The 21,354-nt window shown below is 70.7% G+C and carries 18 protein-coding genes and 1 pseudogene; 5 read left to right on the top strand and 14 right to left on the bottom strand.

What is annotated here, in order from left to right; all coding sequences use genetic code 11:
* Window positions 1-4 precede the first annotated feature (4 nt).
* Window positions 5-1,000 (top strand): annotated as a pseudogene (locus tag OG542_RS37955) (D-alanyl-D-alanine carboxypeptidase family protein); the annotation flags it as partial.
* 35 nt (window positions 1,001-1,035) lie between these two features.
* Here OG542_RS37955 and OG542_RS37950 read toward each other — a convergent pair.
* From OG542_RS37950 to OG542_RS37885, 14 genes are all read right to left on the bottom strand, one after another.
* On the bottom strand, window positions 1,036-2,400 hold the full coding sequence (locus OG542_RS37950) for a glycosyltransferase 87 family protein (RefSeq protein ID WP_328417031.1): 1,365 nt from the start codon (window positions 2,398-2,400) through the stop codon (window positions 1,036-1,038).
* On the bottom strand, window positions 2,397-3,791 hold the full coding sequence (mptB, locus tag OG542_RS37945) for a polyprenol phosphomannose-dependent alpha 1,6 mannosyltransferase MptB (protein WP_328417029.1): 1,395 nt from the start codon (window positions 3,789-3,791) through the stop codon (window positions 2,397-2,399). Before mptB ends, OG542_RS37950 begins: the two co-directional genes overlap by 4 nt.
* A 184-nt stretch (window positions 3,792-3,975) precedes the next feature.
* Window positions 3,976-4,908: a glutaminase gene (locus tag OG542_RS37940; protein WP_328417027.1), complete on the bottom strand. Its 933-nt coding sequence runs from the start codon at window positions 4,906-4,908 to the stop codon at window positions 3,976-3,978.
* Window positions 4,909-4,943: 35 nt separating this feature from the next.
* Window positions 4,944-6,356 (bottom strand): aspartate ammonia-lyase, encoded by a 1,413-nt coding sequence (aspA, locus tag OG542_RS37935; RefSeq protein ID WP_328417025.1) that lies wholly within the window; start codon window positions 6,354-6,356, stop codon window positions 4,944-4,946.
* A gap of 119 nt (window positions 6,357-6,475) precedes the next feature.
* Window positions 6,476-7,492, bottom strand: coding sequence for an asparaginase (locus OG542_RS37930; RefSeq protein ID WP_328418281.1), 1,017 nt, complete (start codon window positions 7,490-7,492; stop codon window positions 6,476-6,478).
* A 32-nt stretch (window positions 7,493-7,524) separates the two neighbouring features.
* A complete protein-coding gene (locus OG542_RS37925; RefSeq protein ID WP_193478797.1) occupies window positions 7,525-8,967 on the bottom strand; it encodes an amino acid permease in 1,443 nt (480 codons plus the stop codon).
* The gene (locus OG542_RS37920; RefSeq protein WP_328417022.1) at window positions 8,964-9,701 is read right to left on the bottom strand and encodes a FadR/GntR family transcriptional regulator; all 738 of its coding nucleotides are present in this window, start codon (window positions 9,699-9,701) and stop codon (window positions 8,964-8,966) included. The genes OG542_RS37925 and OG542_RS37920 overlap by 4 nt, the downstream gene beginning before the upstream one ends.
* Before the next feature lie 131 nt (window positions 9,702-9,832).
* Complete coding sequence (locus tag OG542_RS37915; RefSeq protein WP_261680143.1) at window positions 9,833-10,669, bottom strand: undecaprenyl-diphosphate phosphatase; 837 nt, start codon at window positions 10,667-10,669, stop codon at window positions 9,833-9,835.
* 127 nt (window positions 10,670-10,796) lie between these two features.
* Entirely contained in the window at window positions 10,797-11,144 is a 348-nt protein-coding gene (locus OG542_RS37910) for a fluoride efflux transporter FluC (RefSeq protein WP_328417019.1), read from the bottom strand.
* The gene (crcB, locus tag OG542_RS37905; protein WP_328417017.1) at window positions 11,141-11,614 is read right to left on the bottom strand and encodes a fluoride efflux transporter CrcB; all 474 of its coding nucleotides are present in this window, start codon (window positions 11,612-11,614) and stop codon (window positions 11,141-11,143) included. Before crcB ends, OG542_RS37910 begins: the two co-directional genes overlap by 4 nt.
* Before the next feature lie 195 nt (window positions 11,615-11,809).
* A complete protein-coding gene (locus OG542_RS37900; RefSeq protein WP_328418279.1) occupies window positions 11,810-12,769 on the bottom strand; it encodes an SMP-30/gluconolactonase/LRE family protein in 960 nt (319 codons plus the stop codon).
* Between the two features lie 50 nt (window positions 12,770-12,819).
* Window positions 12,820-13,077: an ArsR/SmtB family transcription factor gene (locus tag OG542_RS37895; protein ID WP_328417015.1), complete on the bottom strand. Its 258-nt coding sequence runs from the start codon at window positions 13,075-13,077 to the stop codon at window positions 12,820-12,822.
* A gap of 161 nt (window positions 13,078-13,238) precedes the next feature.
* On the bottom strand, window positions 13,239-14,789 hold the full coding sequence (locus OG542_RS37890; protein ID WP_328417013.1) for a glycoside hydrolase family 53 protein: 1,551 nt from the start codon (window positions 14,787-14,789) through the stop codon (window positions 13,239-13,241).
* 112 nt (window positions 14,790-14,901) lie between these two features.
* A complete protein-coding gene (locus OG542_RS37885; RefSeq protein ID WP_328417012.1) occupies window positions 14,902-16,923 on the bottom strand; it encodes a beta-galactosidase in 2,022 nt (673 codons plus the stop codon).
* A gap of 184 nt (window positions 16,924-17,107) precedes the next feature.
* Between OG542_RS37885 and OG542_RS37880 the strand changes: the two genes are divergently transcribed.
* The 4 genes from OG542_RS37880 to OG542_RS37865 are packed head-to-tail and all read left to right on the top strand — an operon-like array spanning window position 17,108 to window position 21,283.
* Window positions 17,108-18,427, top strand: a complete 1,320-nt coding sequence (locus OG542_RS37880; RefSeq protein ID WP_328417010.1) for an ABC transporter substrate-binding protein — start codon at window positions 17,108-17,110, stop codon at window positions 18,425-18,427.
* Window positions 18,424-19,350, top strand: coding sequence for a carbohydrate ABC transporter permease (locus tag OG542_RS37875; RefSeq protein ID WP_328417008.1), 927 nt, complete (start codon window positions 18,424-18,426; stop codon window positions 19,348-19,350). The genes OG542_RS37880 and OG542_RS37875 overlap by 4 nt, the downstream gene beginning before the upstream one ends.
* Window positions 19,347-20,255 (top strand): carbohydrate ABC transporter permease, encoded by a 909-nt coding sequence (locus OG542_RS37870; RefSeq protein WP_328417006.1) that lies wholly within the window; start codon window positions 19,347-19,349, stop codon window positions 20,253-20,255. The genes OG542_RS37875 and OG542_RS37870 overlap by 4 nt, the downstream gene beginning before the upstream one ends.
* Window positions 20,252-21,283 carry a LacI family DNA-binding transcriptional regulator gene (locus OG542_RS37865; RefSeq protein ID WP_328417004.1) on the top strand — a complete coding sequence of 344 codons (1,032 nt, stop codon included), beginning with the start codon at window positions 20,252-20,254 and terminating at the stop codon, window positions 21,281-21,283. The genes OG542_RS37870 and OG542_RS37865 overlap by 4 nt, the downstream gene beginning before the upstream one ends.
* Window positions 21,284-21,354: the final 71 nt, after the last annotated feature.

Genomic DNA, 21,354 nt, shown 5'->3' with positions numbered 1-21,354 from the left:
GGACATGCCTCGACCACCCGTGCCGGGACGCCGCCGGTGTGGCATCCGGGTGCTCGCGGACGCTGTTCGGCCCGGTCGTCGCCGTGCGGAGCACATCCGTTTCTACGTTAATCATATGATCCTCGGATTCTCTTTCCGGATGGCCGTCTCGGCCGGTGTGCTCTGTGCGGTGGGGCTCCTGGCGGTGGTGCCCGCCGCGGCGGACGTCTCCGGCAGGGCGGAGCCCAGTGCGCCCGCGGGGCCGAGGGCGTCGGTCCCGCACCCCTCGCTGCTGCACCGCCCCGGTACCCATGTCCGCCCCCGTGCCGGGGCGCTCCGTCTCCCGGAGGTCTCCGCCCTGTCGTGGCTGGTGGCCGACGCCCGCAGCGGCGAGGTGCTCGCCGCCCACAACGCGCACCGCAGGCTGCCCCCGGCGAGCACCCTGAAGACCCTGTTCGCCCTCACGGTGCTGCCCGCGCTGCCGGCGAGCATCCGGCACACGGTCCGTGCGGAGGAACTCCGGGGCATCGGTGCCGGCAGCAGCCTGGTCGGGGTCGCGGAGGGCCGTACCTACCGGATCGCCGACCTCTGGCGCGGTGTCTTCCTCAACTCCGGCAACGACGCCGTGCACGTCCTGGCCGAACTGAACGGCGGCTGGCGGGCCACGGCCCGGCGGATGCAGGCCGAGGCCCGCTCCCTGGGCGCCCACGACACGCGCGTGCTGTCGCCGGACGGCTACGACACACCGGGCCAGGTGTCGTCGGCGTTCGACCTGGCGATCTTCGGCCGGGTGGGGCTGCGCAACCCGGACTTCGCTCGGTACTGCGCCACGGTCGAGGCCAGATTCCCGGGCGGCGGCGGCTGGTCGTACGCGATCCGCAACACCAACCGGCTGCTGAGCGGCACCCGCGGCGTGAAGCCGTACCGGGGTCTGATCGGCATCAAGAACGGCTACACCAGCAAGGCGGGCAGCACGCTCGTCGCCGCGGCGCGCCGGGACGGGCGCACCCTCGTCGTGACGGTGATGAACCCTCAGCAGGGCGGCGGGGCCGCCGTCTACGAGGAGGCACGCTCACTGCTCGACTGGGGGTTCCGGTCAGCCGCGAGGGTTGAACCGGTGGGCTCGCTCGAGCCCTCGCGGGCCCCCGCGCGGCCGGGTTCGACGACACTGCCCGCGGCCGCCGCTGCGGCCGTCCCGGAAGAACCCGGCTCCGCATGGACCGAGGCGGGGCTGATCGTGGGTGCCGTCGGGCTGGGCGCGGCGGTCGTGGTGCTGGTGCTGCGGCTGCCGGTCCGCCGGTCCGAAGGGAGGTGACCGACCGGCAGCCACAGCAACAGGCCCAGGGTGATCCAGGCGTAGGTGTTGCTGCCCAGGAACCCGTCGACGCCGGACGCGTCGTCGAACCACAGCCACACCACGCTGGTGCACAGCACGGCGTACAGGGCGCCCGCGATCCGTGGGTGCCCCGTACGGATCAGCACAGCGAAGGACGGCAGCAGCCACACCAGATGGTGCACCCAGGTGATCGGGCTGACGAGACAGGCGGCGAGGCCGGTCAGGGCGAACGCGGCCGTCCAGTCCCCCGCGGCGACCGCCCGCCGCACCCGCACCGCCCACACGCCGAGGATCAGCAGAACCGCCGCCGCCCACACCGCCCGGTCCGGTTCGCCCAGCCGGGCCAGGATGCCCTGCACCGACTGGTTCGAGACATAGCCGAGGCGCCCGATTCGGCTGGTGTCCCACAGCGCGTCGGTCCAGTAGAAGCGCGAGGCGTCCGCGTCGACCCAGGCCGCGAGGGCCGTGGCCCCGAGGGCGACGGCCGTGGCGAGAGCCGCCGCGCGCCACCGCCGGGCCACCAGCAGCAGCCCGATGAACAGCGCCGGCGTGAGCTTGATCGCGGCCGCGAGCCCGATGCCGATGCCGGCCAGGCGTCCGCGTCCGGTGGCGAGCAGCGCCGCGTCGGTGAGCACGAGAGCCAGCAGAAGCAGGTTGACCTGACCGAAGCTGAAGGTGTCGCGGAGCGGTTCGAACAGTGCGAGCAGGCAGGCGATCAGGGCCCAGCCGTACCATCCGTGACGTCGCCATTCGGGGCCGGTGAGCAGGCGCAGGATCACGGCCAGGGCCGCCAGGTTGAGCAGCAGGGCGGCGGCGATCGCGGTGCGCAGGTCCAGCAGCGCCATCGGCAGCATGGCGACCGCGGCGAACGGCGGGTAGGTGAAGCCGTACGTCGTGCCGGGCACCCGGTAGTCGTAGATGCGGCCGCCGTGATGGACCCAGGTGTCGATGCTGCCGTAGTAGACGCGCAGGTCGAACCAGTCGCGCAGCAGGGGCACGGTGGCGGTGAAGACGGTCACCACGGTGGCGAGGGCGAGCAGGAGCAGCAGCCGTCCGCGGGCCGTGCACGGCAGGGCCGGGGTCATGCCGCACGTCCGAGCGCCGGGGCGAGTTCGGCCTGGCGGGCCTGCCACAGCACGACGACCGCGAGTGCGCCGCCGGAGACGGCGAGGACGAGTTGCCCCGTGTCCGCCGCTCCACCGCTGGGCAGGACGCTGAGCGCGAGCACACCGGTCACGGCCGCCAGCCGGTGACGTACGGACGTGCTGGGCGTGGCGGCGGCGATGAGGAACAGGCCCCACAGGGCGTACCAGGGGCGGATCGCGGGGCCGAGCGCGGCCACCGCCGCGAGGCTCAGGCCCAGCGCGTAGACCGGTCGTGGGCGCAGCCGGAGCCATATCAGCACGATCGCGACCACGGCAGCCGCGATGCCGAGCGCGTGCCAGGCGGGGATCGCCAGGGGCGCGAGGTCGCTTCCCAGGTGTTCCAGCAGGGCCCGGGTGGCGCGGCCGAGCAGGGTGGTCAGGGCCCAGTTCTGGGGTGAGACGGGGGTGTTCAGGGCGCCGATCCAGCCGTAGCCGGTGCCGGCCGCTGCCGTGGCGGCGACGGTCGTCCCCGCGGCGGCGACGGTGGTGGTCACGAGGGCCTTCGCCGGACTGCGGCCCGCGCGGATCTGGAGGACGACGACGGCGGCGAGACCGAGCACGGCGGGCGCCTTGACCAGGGCGGCGAGCGTGACGAGGACGGCGCCGAGGACCGGCCACCGGCCGAGCGCCGCCACCAGGCCGACGCCGAGCAGGCCGAGCATGACGGCGTCGTTGTGGGCGCCCGCGACCAAGTGCAGCAGGACAAGTGGGTTGAGGGCGCCCAGCCACAGCGCGGCGGACGGGTCGGCGCCGCTGTGGCGGGCGAGCCGGGGCAGTGCGGCCGCCATCAGGGCCACGCCGGCGAGCGCGACGAGCCGCATCCCGAACAGACCGGCGGGCAGTTCACCCCGCGTCAGACCGGACAGAGCCGCCGCGACGGCGAGGAACACCGGGCCGTACGGGGCTCCGGTGTGCCGCCAGAGCGGGGCGACCTCGTCGGCGAGCGGGCCGCCGAGCTGGGACGGCCCGTGCGCGTACACGTCCATGTGCGCGTCGACCATCGCCCCCTGGGCGAGGTAGCTGTAGACGTCCCGGCTGAACAGCGGCGGGGCGAGCAGCAACGGTGCCGCCCAGACGGCGAGGACGAGCAGCAGGGCACGGGGGGTGGGCGGCCGAGGTCCGCGCACCAGCCGGCCCAGCAGCGCCCAGGCCGCGATCAGCAGGACGACGCCGAAGTACGCACCGACCAGACCGAGGGCCGCGCCGGCGGAGGCCGGGTGCAGGAGGTCCCGTACGGGCAGGGCTCCGGCCGTCTCACCGCCCGCCGCGAGGAAGGCGGTACCGGCCAGACCGAGCATCTGGCAGCGGCGGAGATCGACGGGGAAAGCCATGGCCAACACTCAGTCAGGGTGTCGACGTCGGATGGCCGGAAGCTGACGGGGTCTGTTCCAGGAGGAAGCGGCGGTGTGACCGGTCGGTGATCAGGCGCGGGCCGGTGGGGGCTTGTCGCGCCCACGCGGCGGAGCCGCACATCGACACAGCCCCGCGCCCCTGAGGGGCGCGGGACAACCGCCTTCAGAAGACAGAGAGGCCTGTCAGCGTCGTGAATCGGTCGAGGGCCGCCATGCCCGCCACCGAATTGCCGCGCTCGTCCAGGCCCGGGCTCCACACGCACAGCGCGCAACGGCCCGGAACGACAGCGATGATGCCGCCGCCCACACCGCTCTTGCCGGGCAGCCCGACGCGGTAGGCGAAGTCGCCCGCCGCGTCGTACGTGCCGCAGGTCAGCATGATCGCGTTGATCTGCTTGGCCTGACTGCGGGTGAGCAGTCGGGTGCCGTCGGCGCGGACGCCGTGGCGGGCCAGGAAGGTCGTGGCGAGGGCGAGGTCGGCGCAGGACGCCGTGATCGAGCACTGCCGGAAGTACTCGTCGAGCAGGACCGGCACCGGGTTGTCGATGTTGCCGTAGGAGGCCATGAAATGGCCGAGGGCGGCGTTGCGGTCGCCGTGCGCCGTCTCGGAGGCGGCGACCTCCTCGTCGAAGCCCAGGTCGGGGTTGCCGCTCTCCGCCCGCAGGAACGCCAGCAGTTCGCCCGACGCGTCGCCGGTACGGGTGTGCAGCCGGTCGGTGACGACCAGGGCGCCCGCGTTGATGAACGGGTTGCGCGGGATGCCGTTCTCGTACTCCAGCTGGACGAGGGAGTTGAAGGGGTTGCCGGAGGGCTCGCGGCCCACGTGCTCCCACAGGGCGTCGCCCTCGCGGGCCAGATCGAGGGCGAGGGTGAAGACCTTGGTGAGGGACTGCGCGGAGAACGGCTCCCGCCAGTCCCCCACGCCGTACACGGTGCCGTCGGGTTCGGCGACGGCCATGCCGAACCGGCGCGGGTCGCGGGCCGCGAGCGCCGGGATGTAGTCGGCGGGCCGGCCGCGGCCTGGGGTCCGCTCGATCTCCTCGGCGATGCGTTCCAGGACCGGCTGGAAGGTCGTCGACGCTGTCATGATCACCATTGTCCCTCCGTGCCGGTCCCGGTGCGCGGTTCGCGTCAGGCCGTCGGAGCCGGGCCGCTGCCCGCCAGGACCTCCGGGCGCAGCAGCCCGGCGAGTGTCTCGGCGGGCAGCAGGCCCTTCTCCAGGACGAGTTCGGCCACGCCCCGGCCGGAGACGAGGGCCTCCTTGGCGATGTCGGTGGCCGCCGTGTAGCCGATGTGCGGGTTGAGGGCTGTGACCAGGCCGATGGAGTTCTCGACGGTGGCGCGCAGCGCCTCGGTGTTGGCGGTGATGCCGGCCACGCAGCGGTCGGCGAGGGTGAGGCAGGCCGCGCGCAGATGGGTGATGGACTCCGACAGGGAGTGCAGGATGATCGGCTCGAAGGCGTTGAGCTGGAGCTGTCCGGCTTCGGCGGCCATGGTGATGGTGACGTCGTTGCCGATGACCTCGAAGGCGACCTGGTTGACGACCTCGGGGACCACCGGGTTGACCTTGCCGGGCATGATGGACGAACCGGCCTGCACCGGCGGCAGGTTGATCTCGCCGAGCCCGGCGCGCGGGCCGGAGGACAGCAGCCGCAGGTCGTTGCAGCTCTTGGAGAGCTTGACCGCGATGCGCTTGAGCACGCCGGACATCTGGACGAAGGCGCCGCAGTCCTGGGTCGCCTCGACCAGGTTGGCCGCGGTCACCAGGGGCAGGCCGGTGAGGGCCGCGAGGTGGCGGCGGGCCGACTCCGCGTATCCGGCGGGGGCGTTGAGGCCGGTGCCGATCGCCGTGGCGCCGAGGTTGATCTCATGGATCAGCTCGACGGCCTCGGCAAGACGGGACCGGTCCTCGTCGATCATGACGGCGTACGCGGAGAACTCCTGGCCGAGCGTCATCGGGACCGCGTCCTGCAACTGTGTGCGGCCCATCTTGAGCACGTCGTGGAACTCGACGGCCTTGCGGGCGAACGTGTCCTGCAGGACGGACATCGCCGTGAGCAGCCCGCGCACCGCGAACACCGTGGCGATCTTGACGGCGGTCGGGTAGACGTCATTGGTGGACTGGCCGAGGTTGACGTCCTCGTTCGGGTGCAGGTACTGGTACTCGCCCTTGGCGTGGCCCAGCAGTTCCAGCGCCCGGTTCGCCACGACCTCGTTGGCGTTCATGTTGGTGGACGTGCCGGCGCCGCCCTGGACGACATCGACCACGAACTGGTCGTGCAGCTCGCCGTCACGGATCTCGCGGCAGGCGGCGACGATGGCGGCGGCCTTCTTCGGGTCCAGCAGGCCGAGTTTCTCGTTGGCGAGGGCGGCGGCCTCCTTGACAGCGGCGAGGGCGTCGATCAGATGCGGGTAGGCGGAGATGGGCGTACCCGTGATGGGGAAGTTCTCCGTGGCGCGCAGGGTGTGGACACCCCAGTAGGCGTCGGCGGGGACGTCACGGTCACCGAGCAGGTCGTGCTCGGAGCGGGTGGCGGCGGTCATGAGCGTGCGGGTCCTCTTCTCTGAGGTACGGGGGGGAAACGCCCCTCAAAGGGGCGGGGGGGACTGCGCGACCAGCCACATCGGATCCGCGGTCGCCGATGGAGAGCTCCGGTACGTCCTCAGGCGCGGGCCGATGCGGCGACCGGCTCCAAGGAGCGAACGGGCCGCACCCGCCCGACCTCCCGACCGCCTCCGAGAAGTGCCTCTCCCTGGAACTCGGTGAGCAGTTCGGGATCGACACCGGCCCACGCGAGCGCCGCCGCGGCGACCGGCACCCGCGCCCGGTTCGCACCATCGGCGATCTTCACCGCAACGGCCCGCCCGTCAGGCAGCGCGGCGACCTGCACGCCCTCGAAGCCGTCCTTGGTGAGCAGCCCGGGCACGGCCCGCATCAGCGCGGCGACGTCCCGGCCGGAGCCGGAGGCCATCTCGGCGTGCTCGCGCATCGCGTCGGCCACCCGGGCCTCGGGCGTGCCCGGCGCCGCGGTGGTGATGCGGGCGGTCGCGCGGGCGAGGCCATGCAGGGAGACGGAGAACAGGGGTGCGCCGCAGCCGTCGACGGTCACCCGGGCGATGCGCTGCCCGGTGAGGTCCTCGACGATCTCGGCGATGGCCTGCTGGAGCGGGTGGCCCGGGTCGAGGTAGTCCTCCAGGGACCAGCCGTTGAGCAGGCAGGTGTAGAGCATGGCCGCGTGCTTGCCGGAGCAGTTCTGCGCGAGCCGTGAGGGCATCCGGCCCTCACGCACCCAGGCGTCCCGGACGACCGGGTCGTACGGCAGGTCCGGGACGTTGCGCAGCTGGCCCTCGGTGAGCCCGGCGAGTTCGAGGATGCGCCGGGAGCCGGCGAGGTGGCGTTCCTCGCCGGAGTGGCTGGCCGCGGTCAGCGACAGCAGCTCGCCGTCGAGCGGCAGCCCGGCGCGCGCCATGGCCACGGCCTGGAGGGGCTTGAGCGCGGAGCGCGGGTAGAAAGCGACCTCGATGTCGCCGAGCTGGAGCTGTACCTCTCCGTCGGCGCCGAGGACGACGACGGAGCCGTAGTGGATGCCTTCGACGATTCCACCGCGGATGAGGTGGGCGACGGGGGCGTGGACGGGTTCACGGACAAGGGGTGCGTCCGCTGGGGAACTGCTGTACATCACTGCCTGCTTCTCGGGGAGCGGCGCGTGGGTCACGCGTCGGCTCCGGTGGTGGACTTGCGCGCGACACGGCCTCGGACGGCGAACCATCCGGCGACCAGTGCCCCGACGATCAGCGGCAGGCACAGCACGGTGGTGCGTCCCGCGCCGCCGTCGGCGTACATGAGGACCAGGACGGAGGCGAGGAACGCCAGCGTCACGATCTCGGTCCAGGGGGAACCCGGGAGCCGGTAGTCCGGGCGGGTCAGCTCGCCCTTCTGGGTCTTCTGCCAGAAGAGGAGGTGACAGATCATGATCAGGCCCCAGGTGGCGAGGATGCCGATCGCGGCGAAGTTCAGCACGATCTCGAACGCCTCGGCGGGCACGACGAAGTTGAGGCCGACGCCCAGGACACAGATGCCGCTGGTGAGCAGGATGCCGCCGTAGGGGACCTGGCTGCGGCTCATCACGGAGGTGAACTTGGGCGCGGATCCGGCCATGGCCATGGAGCGCAGGATGCGGCCGGTGGAGTAGAGGCCGGAGTTGAGGGAGGACATCGCCGCGGTGAGGACGACGAGGTTCATCACGTCACCGGCCGCCGGGATGCCGATGTTGCCCAGCACGGTCACGAAGGGGCTCTCGCCGGCGGTGTACTTGTTCCAGGGCAGCAGCATCGACAGCAGGACGACCGAGCCGACATAGAACAGGCCGACGCGCCACATGATCGAGTTGATCGCCTTCGGCATGATCTTCTCGGGGTTCTCGGTCTCACCTGCGGCGACGCCGACCAGCTCGACGGAGGCGTAGGCGAAGACGACGCCCTGGATGATCAGCAGCATGGGCAGCAGGCCGTGCGGGAAAACGCCGCCGCTGTCGCTGATGAGGGAGGGGCCGGGGCTGTGGCCGTCGACGGGGTGCTGGGTGACCAGCAGGAAGATGCCGATGCACATGAAGAGGACGAGCGCGCCGACCTTGATGATCGCGAACCAGAACTCCAGCTCACCGAAGATCTTCACCGAGATCAGGTTCACGGTGAGCACCACGGCCAGCGCGATGAGCGCGATCACCCACTGCGGGATGTCGGAGAACATGCCCCAGTAGTGGGTGTAGGTGGCCACGGCCGTGATGTCGGCGATGCCGGTGGTCGCCCAGTTGAGGAAGTACATCCAGCCCGCGGTGTAGGCGCCCTTCTCCCCCATGAACTCACGGGCGTACGACACGAAGGCGCCGGAGGAGGGCCGGTACAGCACGAGTTCGCCGAGGGCGCGCACGACGAGGAAGGCGAAGAGGCCGCAGACCGCGTAGGCGATGAAGAGGGACGGGCCGGCGTCGGCGAGGCGGCCGCCGGCACCGAGGAAGAGGCCGGTGCCGATGGCACCGCCGATGGCGATCATGTTGACGTGCCGGGACTTCAGGGACTTGCTGTAGCCCTCGTCTCCGGCATCGACATGGCTGGAACGTTTCTGCACATCGTCGTGCAGGGACTGCTCACTCACGCCTGGGGGTCGCCTTCCGTGGGGAGGTCCGAGTCCGTGCGCGGGGAACGCACGATGTCGGTGAGGGTGGTCTCGACGCGGTCGAGGTGGTGGGACATGGCCTCCACCGCGTCGTTCTCGGAACCGTCGATCAGCGCCTCGACGATCGCGCGGTGCTCGCGGTTGGACTGCTCGCGACGGCCGCCCAGCTCGTTGAGGAAGGCCGACTGGCGCGCCAGTGCGTCCCGGATCTCCTCGATGACCCGGCGGAAGACCGGGTTCTGGGCTGCCTCGGCCACGGCGAGGTGGAACAGCGTGTCCATGGCGACCCACGCGGTGGTGTCCGTCTCCCGTTCCATCCGGTCCAGAAGGTGGGCCAGGTGGTCGAGGTTCTCCGGGGTGCGGCGCCGGGCCGCGTACCCCGCGACCGGGATCTCGACGTGGCGGCGCACCTCCAGCAGGTCGCTCGCCGCGTAGTCGCCGAAGGTGGGGTCCTCGACGGTGCTGGCGACGACGAAGGTGCCCTTGCCGGTCCTGGACACGGTCAGGCCCATGGTCTGCAGGGCCCGCAGGGCCTCGCGCAGCACGGGCCGGGAGACCTCCAGGGTGCGGCACAGCTCCGCCTCGGAGGGGAGCTTGTCGCCGATGGCGTACTCGCCTCGTTCGATGGCGCCGCGCAGGTACGCCAGCACCGCTTCCATGGCACTGACGCGACGAACGGGCTGTCCGGCTGTCCGGCTGTCTGACAGGTTCACGGTGGCGATCCTGCGGGGCGGGGGAGGTACCTGTCAAGAGGCCGAAAAGAAACGTTCAGAGGGCCGGAAGCCTGCGTTCAGGCTCCCGGCCCCTCGTCCGTGCGGACGGTCGGCTGTGCTCGCGCGGGCGGTCAGCTGCTGAGCACACCCGTTCCGAGCAGGCCGAACAGCAGCACTCCCACGACGATCCGGTAGATCACGAAGGCGTTGAAGGAGTGCTTGGCGACGAACTTCAGCAGCCAGGCGATGGAGGCGTACGCCACGACGAAGGACACGAGCGTGCCGGCCGCGAGCGGGGCCGCGCCCACCCCGGTGCCCAGGGCGTCCTTGAGCTCGTAGAGGCCGGCGCCGGTCAGGGCGGGGATGCCCAGGAAGAACGAGAGCCGGGTGGCGGCGAGGCGGTCCAGGTCGAGGAGCAGCGCGGTGGACATGGTGGCGCCGGAGCGGGAGAAGCCGGGGAAGAGCAGGGCGAGGATCTGGGAGCTGCCGACCAGCATGGCGTCCTTGAAGGAGGTGTCGTCCTCGCCACGCTTGTGCCGGCCCAGCTGGTCCGCCGCCCACATCACCCCGCTGCCGGCGATCAGCGAGCCGGCCACCACCCACAGCGAGGCGAGCGGTCCCTGGATGAGTGGCTTGGCGGCGAGTCCGACGGCGACGATCGGGATGGTGGCGTAGATGACCCACCAGGCGAACTTGTAGTCGTGGTGGTACCGCTCCTCGCGGTCGCGCAGGCCCCGTCCCCAGGCGGAGACGATCCGCACGATGTCCTTGAAGAAGTACACGAGCACCGCGGCGATCGCGCCGACCTGGATGACGGCCGAGAACCCGACCACGGCGTGGTCGTCGACGGGGATGCCCATGAGCCCCTCGACGATCTTCAGATGGCCGGTGGAGGAGACGGGCAGGAACTCGGTCACCCCCTCGACGGCTCCGAGGACGACGGCCTGACCGACGCTGATGACGCTCATGGGATCCAGTTCTGCTCGGGGGGCGGGAGCGGAGAGGACCGTCTTACTACACGCGGGCGAGAACGGGTCTCATCCACGCGGCTCACCTGCGTCCTGTTCACCTGCGCGCTGTTCACATACGCGCGGCTCACATGCGTGCGAGCGCGGCCCCCGCGAACGCCGCCCCGAGGCCGGCCGCCACACTCGCCGCCACATTGACGGCCGCCTGGAGGCGGACCCCCGTCTCCGCCAGCCGCAGCGTCTCGTAGGAGAACGTCGAGTACGTCGTCAGGGCCCCGCACAGACCGGTGCCGAGCAGCAGCTGGAGGTGCGAGGCGACACCGGTGAGCAGGCCGAGGACCAGGCAGCCGGTGACGTTCACCGTGAAGGTACCCCAGGGGAAGCCCGAGCCGTGCCGGGCCTGGACCGCCCGGTCGGTGAGGTAGCGGAGCGGTGCGCCGACCATCGCGCCGCCGATGACCAGCAGCCAGTTCACGACGACTTCTTACCCTTCGTGTCCGTCGTGCCCAGGACCCTGCGGGTCGCCCGGGCCGCGAGCCACACCGCAGTGAGTGCCGCGAGCGGCGTCGCGGCGAGGTAGGCCAGGCCGGTGCCGGCGTGGCCGCGGTCGATCATCTTCTGGATGTCGACGGCGTACGTCGAGAAGGTCGTGAAACCGCCGAGGAAGCCCGTGCCGATCAAGGGCCGGACAAGGGGGTGAACGGCCCGGATCTCGGTGATGATCACCATGAACACGCCGATCACGGCACAGCCGGCGACGTTGACCCAGAGGGTCGTCCAGGGGAAACCGCCCGCGGCGGCGGGCCACCACAGGGAGGCCGCGTACCGGGCGGCCGCCCCCGCTCCCCCGCCGACCGACACCACGGTGACGACGGGCGCCTGGACACGCCAGGAAGGCGGACGTGGCGGGGAGGCCTGAACGCGGAGGCTCTCGGGGGCTGTCATGGGGGTACGTCTCCTACTCGCCGGAGCCCGGGATCATGCGGGCGTGTGCCGTCGCAAGTAGGGACCGTTGGCGGCGTCCTCGCCGCGGTTCGGGTACGGCGGGCCCCACCGCCGCGCCGCGAGAGGGGATCGCGGCCGGGGTTCAGGTTAACCCCGGGCGGTGTGCCGGTGTCGGTTCCGAGGGGGTGGCTCGGGTCACTTCGGTGCGGGCGGCTCGCAGACGGCCACGCCGGGCTCCCAGAGGCTGCCCAGCACCAGGTGCCCGTCCGCTTCGCACACGCTGGTGACCATGCGGTAGCCGGAGCGGCGGCGGGCGAGGTGGTGGAGGACACTCCCCTCGTCGTCGAGGGCCAGCACGGCGATCGTGCCGGTGGGGCGGAACGGGGCGTGTACGGCCACGCGGGCGGCCGCACGGCGGACCGAGGGTGCGCTGCGGTGGAGGAGGTCGAGGGGCGGGACGCGGGGTCCGGCCAGGGCGACCCAGACCGGTCCGTCCGGGGCGCCGCGCCAGAGGTTGTCGGGCATGCCCGGGAGGTCCTCGGCGAAGGGCTCGCTCCGTCCGGCCTCGGGCCCGGTGAGCCAGTAGCGGATGAGCCGGCAGGCGCCGGTCTCGGCGACGACGAGGAAGGACTCGTCGGCGCCGACGGCGAGCCCGTTGGCGAACTGCAGGCCGTCCAGCACCACCTCGGGAGTGTCGTCGCCCGGAGACAGGCGCAGCAGCCGACCCGTTCCGATGTGCTCGACGATGTCGCCGATCCAGTGCTCCAGGGGGTGGCGGCGACTGGAGACGGTGAAGTAGACGGTGCCGTCGGAGAGGGACACGACGTTGCTGCAGAACCGCAGCGGCTCCCCCGCCACCGAGTCGGCGAGGATGCGGACCGTGCCGTCGCCGGTGCCGACGCGCAGCAGGCCGCGTTCGGCGTCGCACACCAACAGGTCGCCGTCCGGGAGGAGTTCGAGCCCCAGCGGCCTGCCGCCGGTCTCGGCGATCACCTCAGTACGGGCCGTGACCGGGTCCGCCGGACCGTCCAGACGCAGGATGCGGCCGTCCGCCACGCCGGCCAGCACACGGCCGCGCGGGTCGGCGGCCACGTCCTCGGGGCCGTGGCCCATCGCGATGTAGTGGCGTGGGACAAGTGCCGAGGGATGGTCCATGATGCGCATGCCCTTCGTCCTCAGGGGGAGATACCGCTCTACCGAGTGGCCTACCAGCCCTTTTCAAACATGCGGGCGACCTCGGCGATCCGCACCTCGTCGCGGTGATAGTGAACACGGCCCGCGGACCGGCTGGTGCGCAGCATGCCGGTGGCTTCGAGCAGCCGGAGGTGGGTGACGGCGACTGGACGGGGCAGCGAGAACTTCTCGGCGACAGCGTCCGCGGTGGCCCCACTCCCGGCGGGGCCGGGTTCCTTCAGCCAGGCCAGGATGCGCAACCGCGTCTCGTCCGTGGGAGTCCTCAGCATGTCGTGCCCCCGCCTCGCGGCTCTCGCCCTCTTACCGCGTTTCTTCCCACTGTCCCGCGGCTCAAGCCGCCGCGTCCGGCAGTCGGTATCGTTGACCGATACCGAACTGCCGTACGCTCTGGCGAAGTTCGGGGCCGGCCCGTCGCTCTGCCCCGGTGAGATCAGCGGTGGCGGAACCAGGACATCGACGAGAGTGCCCGGTCGTCGTAGCCGAAGAGCGCCTGGTTCTCCCAGCCGTTGCCGGAGGAGGCGTCGGTCGGATCCCAGCCGTTGCCTCCCACCGCGGTCCAGGTGGCCTCCCAGTAGAAGATGCCGAGACCGCGGCCGTTCGGGACGGCCTCCACGATGCTCGCCACGTCGTTCATCCACCGGGTCTGACCGGCCACGCTCGCCGGATAGCCGGAGACCAGCTCGGCACCGGTGTCGATGATGTTCTCGTGCGCGTCCTCGCTGTCCAGGCGGAACGGGTAGGCGGTCTCGGCGACGTACACCGGCTTGCCGTAGCGGGAGGCCGCGTCGTCGAGGGTCGTCTGGAAGTCGGCCAGTGTGCCGTGCCAGTAGCCGTAGTACGACAGGCCGATCGCGTCGAACTTCACGCCGTTGGACCGCGCGCTGTCGAACCACCAGCGGGTGCCGGACAGGTCACCGCCCTCCGCGAGGTGCAGGGCGACGGTGGTGGACGAGTTGACCGCCTTGACGGCGTCGTAGCCGGAGTTGAGCAGTCCGGCCAGCTGCGTCCAGTTGGAGGTCGATCCCTCGTTCCACAGCATGCCGCCGTTGATCTCATTGCCCACCTGGACCATGTCGGCGGTGGTGCCCTGCGCCTTCAAGGCGTTCAGCACGTCGTACGTGTGGTTGTACACGTCCGTCCTGAGTTGGCTGTACGAGTGTCCGGCCCAGGCGGCGGGCTTGTCCTGGCGGCCGGGGTCGGCCCAGAAGTCCGAGTAGTGGAAGTCGACCAGCAGCTTCATGCCCTGTGCCTTGACGCGCTTGGCCGTGGCCAGGACTCGTGCCTTGTTGTTGTAGCCGTCGGCCGGGTTGACCCACACCTTGAGGCGCGCGTAGTTCATGCCGGACGACTTGAGGACGGCCAGGGCGTCGCCGGCCGTCCCGGAGCTGTTGCGGTAGACACCCCCCTTGGCCTCGCTCTTGGCCAGGGACGAGATGTCGGCACCCTTGATCGACGTACCGGACGTGCCCGATGTGAAGGTCAGGTCGTCAACATTGATCCAGTTGCCCGCGTTCGCGTCACTGTTGATGCTGATGGTGCACTGATTGCCGGTCACCTTGACCGGCACGACGATCCGGATCCACCCACTGGCCGAGACCGGCAGATCAGTGCGCTGCTCGGCGCCGCCGCAGTTCTTCAGCGCTATGTACGCGGACTTCTGCCCACCGCCGGAGCGCACCCAGGCGGTGAGCTTGTAATTGCCGTTGGTGAGCCCGGACAGGTACTGCCAGGTCTCCGCCTTGTAGGCGGTGGAGGCCCAGTGGCTCAGGCGGTAGCTCCCGCCGTGGCCGCCGGACTCGACGAACGAGGCGCCGGTGTCGCCGTACTCGGACCAGCCGCCCGGCGTGGCCGCGCCCGAACCGTCGGTCTCGAAGCCTCCGTTGGTGAGAGTGCTCGCGGCCTGGGCGGGCAGGGCGGTGAGGGCGAGCCCCGCGGCGAGCGGGAGCAGCAGGGCCCTGAGGGTGCGTCTGGGATGGAACATCGTCGTCCGTCGTCCCTTCGACGTCGGGGATGGGGGTGCCCCTCGCCGGGAGGCCGGTGAGGGGCCCCTCCGCCCGCGGCTCGTGCGGCTCGCACGGGCGGAGGGAGTCGGTTCAGCCGTCGAGCCGGACGACCCGGACCGCTCCGGCCGGGACCGCCAGGCGGCCCGCCGCGCGTTCACCGGTCAGCAGCTCGGTGCCCGGGGTCTCCAGCGGCACCTTGGTGTCCGAGCCGGTGTGGTTGACGGCGAACAGGTAGGTGCCCGTCTCGCCGGTGCGGCGCACCACTTCGACGTCCCGGGGCAGGTCGGCGCGCGGGGCGAGCCGCGCGTCCTCGATCGCCCATCCGAGCAGCGCGTCGAGGCCGTCGACGCCGAGCCGGGTGGAGACGTACCAGGCGGTCCCCTCGCCGAGGCGGTGCCGGGTGACGGCCGGGTGGCCCGCGGTGAGACCGTCGCCGTAGGTCCAGACGGTCTCGGCGCCGCGCGGCACCACGAACTCGGTCCACACGTCGGCGCCCAGTTCGGATCCGTCGGGTCCTGTGACGCGGACCCGTTCGCCGGGCAGCAGCGGCGAGAACTCCTCGACCGTGAGGCCGAGGACGTCCCGGAGCGGGCCCGGGTAGGCGCCCTCGTGGACGGCGTCGTGCTCGTCGACGATGCCGGAGAAGTACGAGACGACCAGCGTGCCGCCGTTCTCGACGTAGGCCTTGAGGTTGTTCCCGGCCGCCTCCGTCATCAGGTACAGGGCCGGTACGACGACAAGGGGATACCTCGACAAGTCGGCTTCCGGGTGGGCGAAGTCGACGGTGAGGTGGCGGTCGTAGAGGGCCTCGTAGAAGGCGTCGGCGCGTTCGCGGGCGTCGTGGTCCCCACTGGGGCGCCAGTCGAGGTTCTGCGCCCACCAGGAGTGCCAGTCCCACAGCACGGCCACGTCGGCCTCGGTGCGGGTGCCGCGGATCTCGCTCAACGTCTCGACGGCCGCGCCAAGTTCGGTGACCTCGCGCCAGACGCGGGTGTCGGTGCCGCCGTGCGGGAGCATCGCCGAGTGGAACTTCTCGGCGCCGCGCCGGGACTGGCGCCACTGGAAGAACATGGCGCCGTCGGAGCCGCGCGCCACATGGGCGAGGGAGTTGCGGGCCATCTGGCCGGGGGCCTTGGCGGGGTTGCGGGGCTGCCAGTTGACGCCCGAGGTGGAGTGCTCCAGGAGCAGCCAGGGGGCACCGCCCGCCACGGAGCGGGTGAGGTCGGCGGCCATCGCGAGGTTGACGTGGGTGCGGCGGCCGTCGGTGATCAGATAGTGGTCGTTGGTGACGATGTCGACCTCGCGGCCCCAGGCCCAGTAGTCGACGGAGTCGCACTGGCTCAGGGCCGTCATGAAGTTGGTGGTGACCGGGACGCCCGGTGAGAGGCGGTGCAGGATATCCCTCTCCGTCACGAAGTTCTCGCGCATGGTGGCGTCGGCGAACCGCTTGTAGTCCAGCGCCTGGCCCGGGTTGACGGACGTCGGGGTGAGCCGGGGCGGGTTGATCTGCTCGAGGTCCGCGTAGCGCTGACCCCAGAAGGCCGTGCCCCAGACCTCGTTGACGGCGTCGACCGTGCCGTACGTCGTCGCGAGCCAGCGGCGGAAGTGCGCGGCGCACGCGTCGCAGTAGCAGGCCGAGACGGGGACGCCGTACTCGTTGTGCACGTGCCACATCGCCAGGGCCGGGTGGTCGCCGTAGCGCTCGGCGAGCTTGGTGGTGATGGCCGCCGCGGCCGAGCGGTAGTCGGCGTTGCTGTGGCAGATCGCGGCGCGGGAGCCGAACTCGTGGCGCACGCCCTCCGGCGTCACGGGCAGGGCCTCGGGGTGGGCGCGGTAGAACCAGACCGGCGGGCAGACGGTGGGCGTACCGAGGTCGACGCGGATGCCGTGCTCGTGCAGCAGGTCGACCACGCGGTCGAGCCAGCCGAAGTCGTACACGCCCGGCGACGGCTCCAGCAGAGCCCAGGAGAAGATCCCGACGCTCACCATCGTGACGCCGGCCTCCCGCATCAGCCGGACGTCCTCCTGCCAGACGCTCTCTGGCCACTGTTCCGGGTTGTAGTCCCCGCCGAAGGCGAGCCTGGTGAGGCCCCTGGGGGTGGTCTCCGGCATGGATGGTCTCCCGGTCGCTCGATCAAATGGGAACGTGCACACACAATGACGCCGTGCGGAGGCCAACATAACCGCACAGCAACAACCATTGACAAGTGTCCGGGATGTTTCTCTACTGTGAACGCTCACAGAAGCATGGCAGGTCCTCGCAGCAGGCGAGGACCCCAGGTCAGGGGAGAGATCCATGCCGTACACGAAGCGCCGCCGCCTCGTGAGAACCGCCGTCGCCCTAGCGCTCGGCGCCACCACCCTCGCCGCCTGCGGCACGGAGTCCGGGGACAGCGAGACCGAGTCGGGGCCGGCATCGCTGACGTACTGGACCTGGACGCCCGGCATGGACAAGGTCGTGGACCTGTGGAACAAGGGGCCGGGCAAGAAGGACCAGATCACGGTCACGGTGAAGAAGCAGGCGTCCGGCGACACACTGGTCACCAAGATCCTCACCGCGCACAAGGCGGGCAAGGCCCCCGACCTGGTGCAGGCGGAGTACCAGGCGCTGCCCACCCTGGTCAGCAATGACGCGCTCGCTGACATATCGAAGAACGTGAGCGACGCGAAGGGCCGCTTCGCCGACGGCGTCTGGCAGCAGACGACGCTGGGCACGGACGCGGTCTACGCGGTCCCGCAGGACATCGGGCCGATGATGTTCTACTACCGCGAGGACCTGTTCAAGGAGTACGGCCTGACGGTGCCGACGACCTGGGACGAGTTCGCCGAGACCGCCCGCAAGCTCAAGAAGGCGGCCCCCGGCAAGGACCTCACCACCTTCTCCGCCAACGACTCCGGCCTCTTCGCGGGCCTCGCCCAGCAGGCGGGCGCCAAGTGGTGGACGACCTCGGGCGACCAGTGGAAGGTCTCCATCGACGACGCGGCCACGCAGAAGGTCGCGAAGTTCTGGGGCGGCCTGGTCGAGGAGGGCGCGATCGACAATCAGCCGATGTACACCCCGGCCTGGAACAAGGCGCTCAACACCGGCAAGCAGATCGCCTGGGTCAGCGCCGTGTGGGCTCCCGGCACGCTGACCACGGCGGCTCCCGACACCAAGGGCAAGTGGGCCATGGCCCCGCTCCCCCAGTGGTCCGCGAGCGAGAACCGCACCGGCAGCTGGGGCGGCTCCTCCACCGGCGTCACCACGGACTCCGAGCACCAGGCGGCCGCGGCCAAATTCGCCGCCTGGCTGAACACCGACAGCGACGCCCTCAACGCGCTGGCGACGGAGAGCGGCATCTACCCGGCCGCCAAGAACGCCCAGACCAGCGGCGCCTTCCTCAAGCCGCCGGCCTACTTCTCGAACCAGGCCGACTTCTACACCAAGGCCGCCGACATCGCGGAGACCACGGCACCGTCCACCTGGGGTCCGAACGTCAACGTCGCCTACACCACCTTCAAGGACGCCTTCGGCGCCGCCGCGAAGAACAAGTCCGACTTCGGCGCCGCCCTGAAGAAGATGCAGGACGACACCGTCGCCGACATGAAGAAGCAGGGCTTCGGGGTCGCTCGGTGAAAAGCACGGCACGCCGGCAGTCGTACGGGGTCAAGGGCGCCCCGTACGCCTTCCTCCTCCCTGCGGCACTCCTCTTCACCCTGTTCTTCGCACTGCCCATCGGCTACGCGGTCTGGCTCAGCTTCCGCAAGGTGAAGGTGTCGGGCCTCGGCCTCGGCTCCGGTGCCCGCAAGGAGGTCTGGGCCGGTCTGGAGAACTACACCGACGCCCTGACCGACAGCGAGCTGCTGCGCGGGGCGCTGCGCGTGCTGGGCTACGGCTGCATCGTCGTACCGGTCATGCTCGGCCTCGCCCTGCTGTTCGCGCTGATGCTCGACTCCGAGAAGGTGCGGCTCGCGCCCTTCACCCGGCTCGCGATCTTCCTGCCGTACGCCATCCCCGGTGTGGTGGCGGCGCTGCTGTGGGGCTTCCTGTACCTGCCGGACGTGAGCCCCTTCTACTTCGTGCTCGACAAGCTGGGCATGCCGCAGCCGGACCTGCTGGACGGTGGGCCGCTGTATCTCGCTCTCTCCAACATCGCGGTGTGGGGCGGCACCGGCTTCAACATGATCGTCATCTACACCTCGCTCCAGGCGATCCCGGCGGAGGTGTACGAGGCGGCGAAACTGGACGGGGCGACTCCGTCGCAGATCGCGCTGCGGATCAAGATCCCGATGGTGGCTCCCTCACTGGTGCTGACCTTCTTCTTCTCGATCATCGCCACGCTCCAGATGTTCAACGAGCCGACCACTCTCAAGCCGCTCACCAACTCCGTGTCCACGACGTGGAGTCCGCTGATGAAGGTGTACCGGGACGCGTTCGGCGAGGGTGACATCTACGGCGCCGCGGCGCAGGCCGTGATCATCGCCTTCGCCACGCTCCTGCTGTCCTTCGGCTTCCTGCGAGCCGCGAACCGTCGTCAGAAGCAGGAGGCAGCTCGATGAGTTCCCTTACCGTCCCGAAGGCCGATCCGGTGGCGGGCAGCACGCCCGCCACCGACCAGGGCCGCCCGCCACTGCGCCGGCGGATCGCCCTGATCCCGACGGTCACCCTGCTCCTGGGGGCGATCTACTGCCTGCTGCCGGTGGCCTGGGTGGTCATCGCGGCCACCAAGTCCGGACGTGAGCTGTTCTCCACATTCACGTTCCTGCCGGGCTCGGGATTCGCCGACAACGTCCGGGACCTGAGCGCCTACCGCGACGGCGTGTACTGGGCGTGGATGGGCAACTCCGCCCTGTACGCCGGGCTGGGTGCCCTGCTGTCGACCTGCGTGTCCGCGATCAGCGGCTACGCCTTGGCGACCTACCGCTTCCGGGGCCGCGAGACGATCTTCAACGTGCTGCTCGCGGGCGTGCTGATGCCGCCGGTGATCCTGGCCGTCCCCCAGTACCTGCTGCTGGCCAAGGTCGACCTCACCGACTCCTACCTGTCCGTACTGCTGCCGCAGATCCTCTTCCCGTACGGTGTCTACCTCGCGCGGATCTACGCCGCCGCCGCTGTGCCCGCTGACGTGGTCGAGGCCGGGCGCATGGACGGGGCGAGCGAGTGGCGGATCTTCACGCGGGTCGCGCTGCCGATGATGATCCCCGGCATGGTGACGGTGTTCCTGTTCCAGTTCGTGGCGATCTGGAACAACTTCCTGCTGCCGTACATCATGCTCAGCGACGACGAGAAGTTCCCGATCACACTCGGTCTGTTCACGTTGCTGGAGCAGGGCGCCAACACCCCGGCGCTGTACACACTGGTGATCACGGGCGCGTTTCTCGCGGTGCTCCCGCTGGTCGCGCTCTTCCTGGTCATCCAGCGCTTCTGGAGTCTGGATCTGCTCTCCGGAGCCGTAAAGTCATGACCATGAACGCTGCGGGAGGCAGGCGCAGGCCGCCCACGATCCACGACGTGGCGCGCGAGGCGGGGGTCTCGCGCGGCACCGTCTCGCGCGTGCTCAACGGCGGCCACTACGTCAGCCCGGCCGCCCAGGAAGCGGTCAACGCGGCCATCCGCAGGACGGGTTACGTCGTCAACCGGCACGCCCGCTCCCTGATCACCGGGCGGTCCGACTCGATCGGCTTCCTGCTCACGGAGCCGCAGGAGCGGTTCTTCGAGGACCCCAACTTCAATGTCCTGCTGCGCGGCTGCACCCAGGCGCTCGCCGCGCACGACATCCCGCTGCTGCTGATGCTGGCGGGCACCGAGGACGAACGGCGCCGCATCGCGCGGTACATCACCGCCGGGCACGTCGACGGGGTGCTGCTGGTCTCCAGCCACTCCGGCGATCCGGTCGCCGAGCAGCTGCGCGGGGCAGGTGTGCCCCTGGTCGCGTGCGGGAAGCCGATCGGGCTGGGCTCGAAGGTGAGCTACGTGGCCGCCGACGACCGCGACGGCGCCCGCGACATGGTGCGCCACCTGCTGTCGCTCGGGCGGCACCGGGTGGGCATGGTGACCGGTCCGCTGGACACACCGGGCGGTGTCGAGCGTCTCGCCGGCTACAAGGAGGTGCTCGCGGACGCGGACCTGGAGTTCGACGAGCGGCTCGTCGTCTCCGGCGACTACAGCCGGGCCAGCGGCGAGGCGGGCGCCGAGCGGCTGCTGGAGCGGGCCCCGGACATGGACGCGGTGTTCGTCGCCTCGGACCTGATGGCGCAGGGCGTGCTGGCGGCCCTGCAGCGGGCGGGGCGGAGCGTGCCGCGGGACGTCGCGGTCGGCGGCTTCGACGACTCACCGGCCGCGCTGGCGTCCAGCCCCGAGCTGACGACCATCCGGCAGCCGTGGGACCGCATCAGCAGCGAGATGGTGCGGGTGCTGCTCGCGCAGATCGGGGGCGAGGATCCGGCAGCGGTGATCCTTCCGACGGAGTTGGTGAAGCGGGAGTCGACGTAGGAGCCGGCTCCCCGTAAAAGCCACCACTCCAAGCCACCACTCCATGCACAGTCATTGAACCTCGGACCGGT

Source organism: Streptomyces violaceus, from assembly GCF_036014075.1.
GTDB classification, from domain to species: Bacteria; Actinomycetota; Actinomycetes; order Streptomycetales; family Streptomycetaceae; genus Streptomyces; species Streptomyces violaceus.
The sequence above is the reverse complement of the archived record's forward strand: the minus strand, read 5'-3'. Positions and strand labels throughout refer to the sequence as shown.

Coding starts and splice junctions, on each gene's coding strand:
- OG542_RS37885 (WP_328417012.1), bottom strand. CDS start 16,923: ATGCCGGAGACCACCCCCAGGGGCCTCACCAGGCTCGCCTTCGGCGGG.
- OG542_RS37930 (WP_328418281.1), bottom strand. CDS start 7,492: ATGTACAGCAGTTCCCCAGCGGACGCACCCCTTGTCCGTGAACCCGTC.
- OG542_RS37865 (WP_328417004.1), top strand. CDS start 20,252: ATGACCATGAACGCTGCGGGAGGCAGGCGCAGGCCGCCCACGATCCAC.
- mptB (WP_328417029.1), bottom strand. CDS start 3,791: ATGGCTTTCCCCGTCGATCTCCGCCGCTGCCAGATGCTCGGTCTGGCC.
- OG542_RS37950 (WP_328417031.1), bottom strand. CDS start 2,400: ATGACCCCGGCCCTGCCGTGCACGGCCCGCGGACGGCTGCTGCTCCTG.
- OG542_RS37895 (WP_328417015.1), bottom strand. CDS start 13,077: ATGCTGAGGACTCCCACGGACGAGACGCGGTTGCGCATCCTGGCCTGG.
- OG542_RS37915 (WP_261680143.1), bottom strand. CDS start 10,669: ATGAGCGTCATCAGCGTCGGTCAGGCCGTCGTCCTCGGAGCCGTCGAG.
- OG542_RS37890 (WP_328417013.1), bottom strand. CDS start 14,789: ATGTTCCATCCCAGACGCACCCTCAGGGCCCTGCTGCTCCCGCTCGCC.
- OG542_RS37880 (WP_328417010.1), top strand. CDS start 17,108: ATGCCGTACACGAAGCGCCGCCGCCTCGTGAGAACCGCCGTCGCCCTA.
- OG542_RS37900 (WP_328418279.1), bottom strand. CDS start 12,769: ATGGACCATCCCTCGGCACTTGTCCCACGCCACTACATCGCGATGGGC.
- OG542_RS37940 (WP_328417027.1), bottom strand. CDS start 4,908: ATGGTGATCATGACAGCGTCGACGACCTTCCAGCCGGTCCTGGAACGC.
- OG542_RS37870 (WP_328417006.1), top strand. CDS start 19,347: ATGAGTTCCCTTACCGTCCCGAAGGCCGATCCGGTGGCGGGCAGCACG.
- crcB (WP_328417017.1), bottom strand. CDS start 11,614: ATGACAGCCCCCGAGAGCCTCCGCGTTCAGGCCTCCCCGCCACGTCCG.
- aspA (WP_328417025.1), bottom strand. CDS start 6,356: ATGACCGCCGCCACCCGCTCCGAGCACGACCTGCTCGGTGACCGTGAC.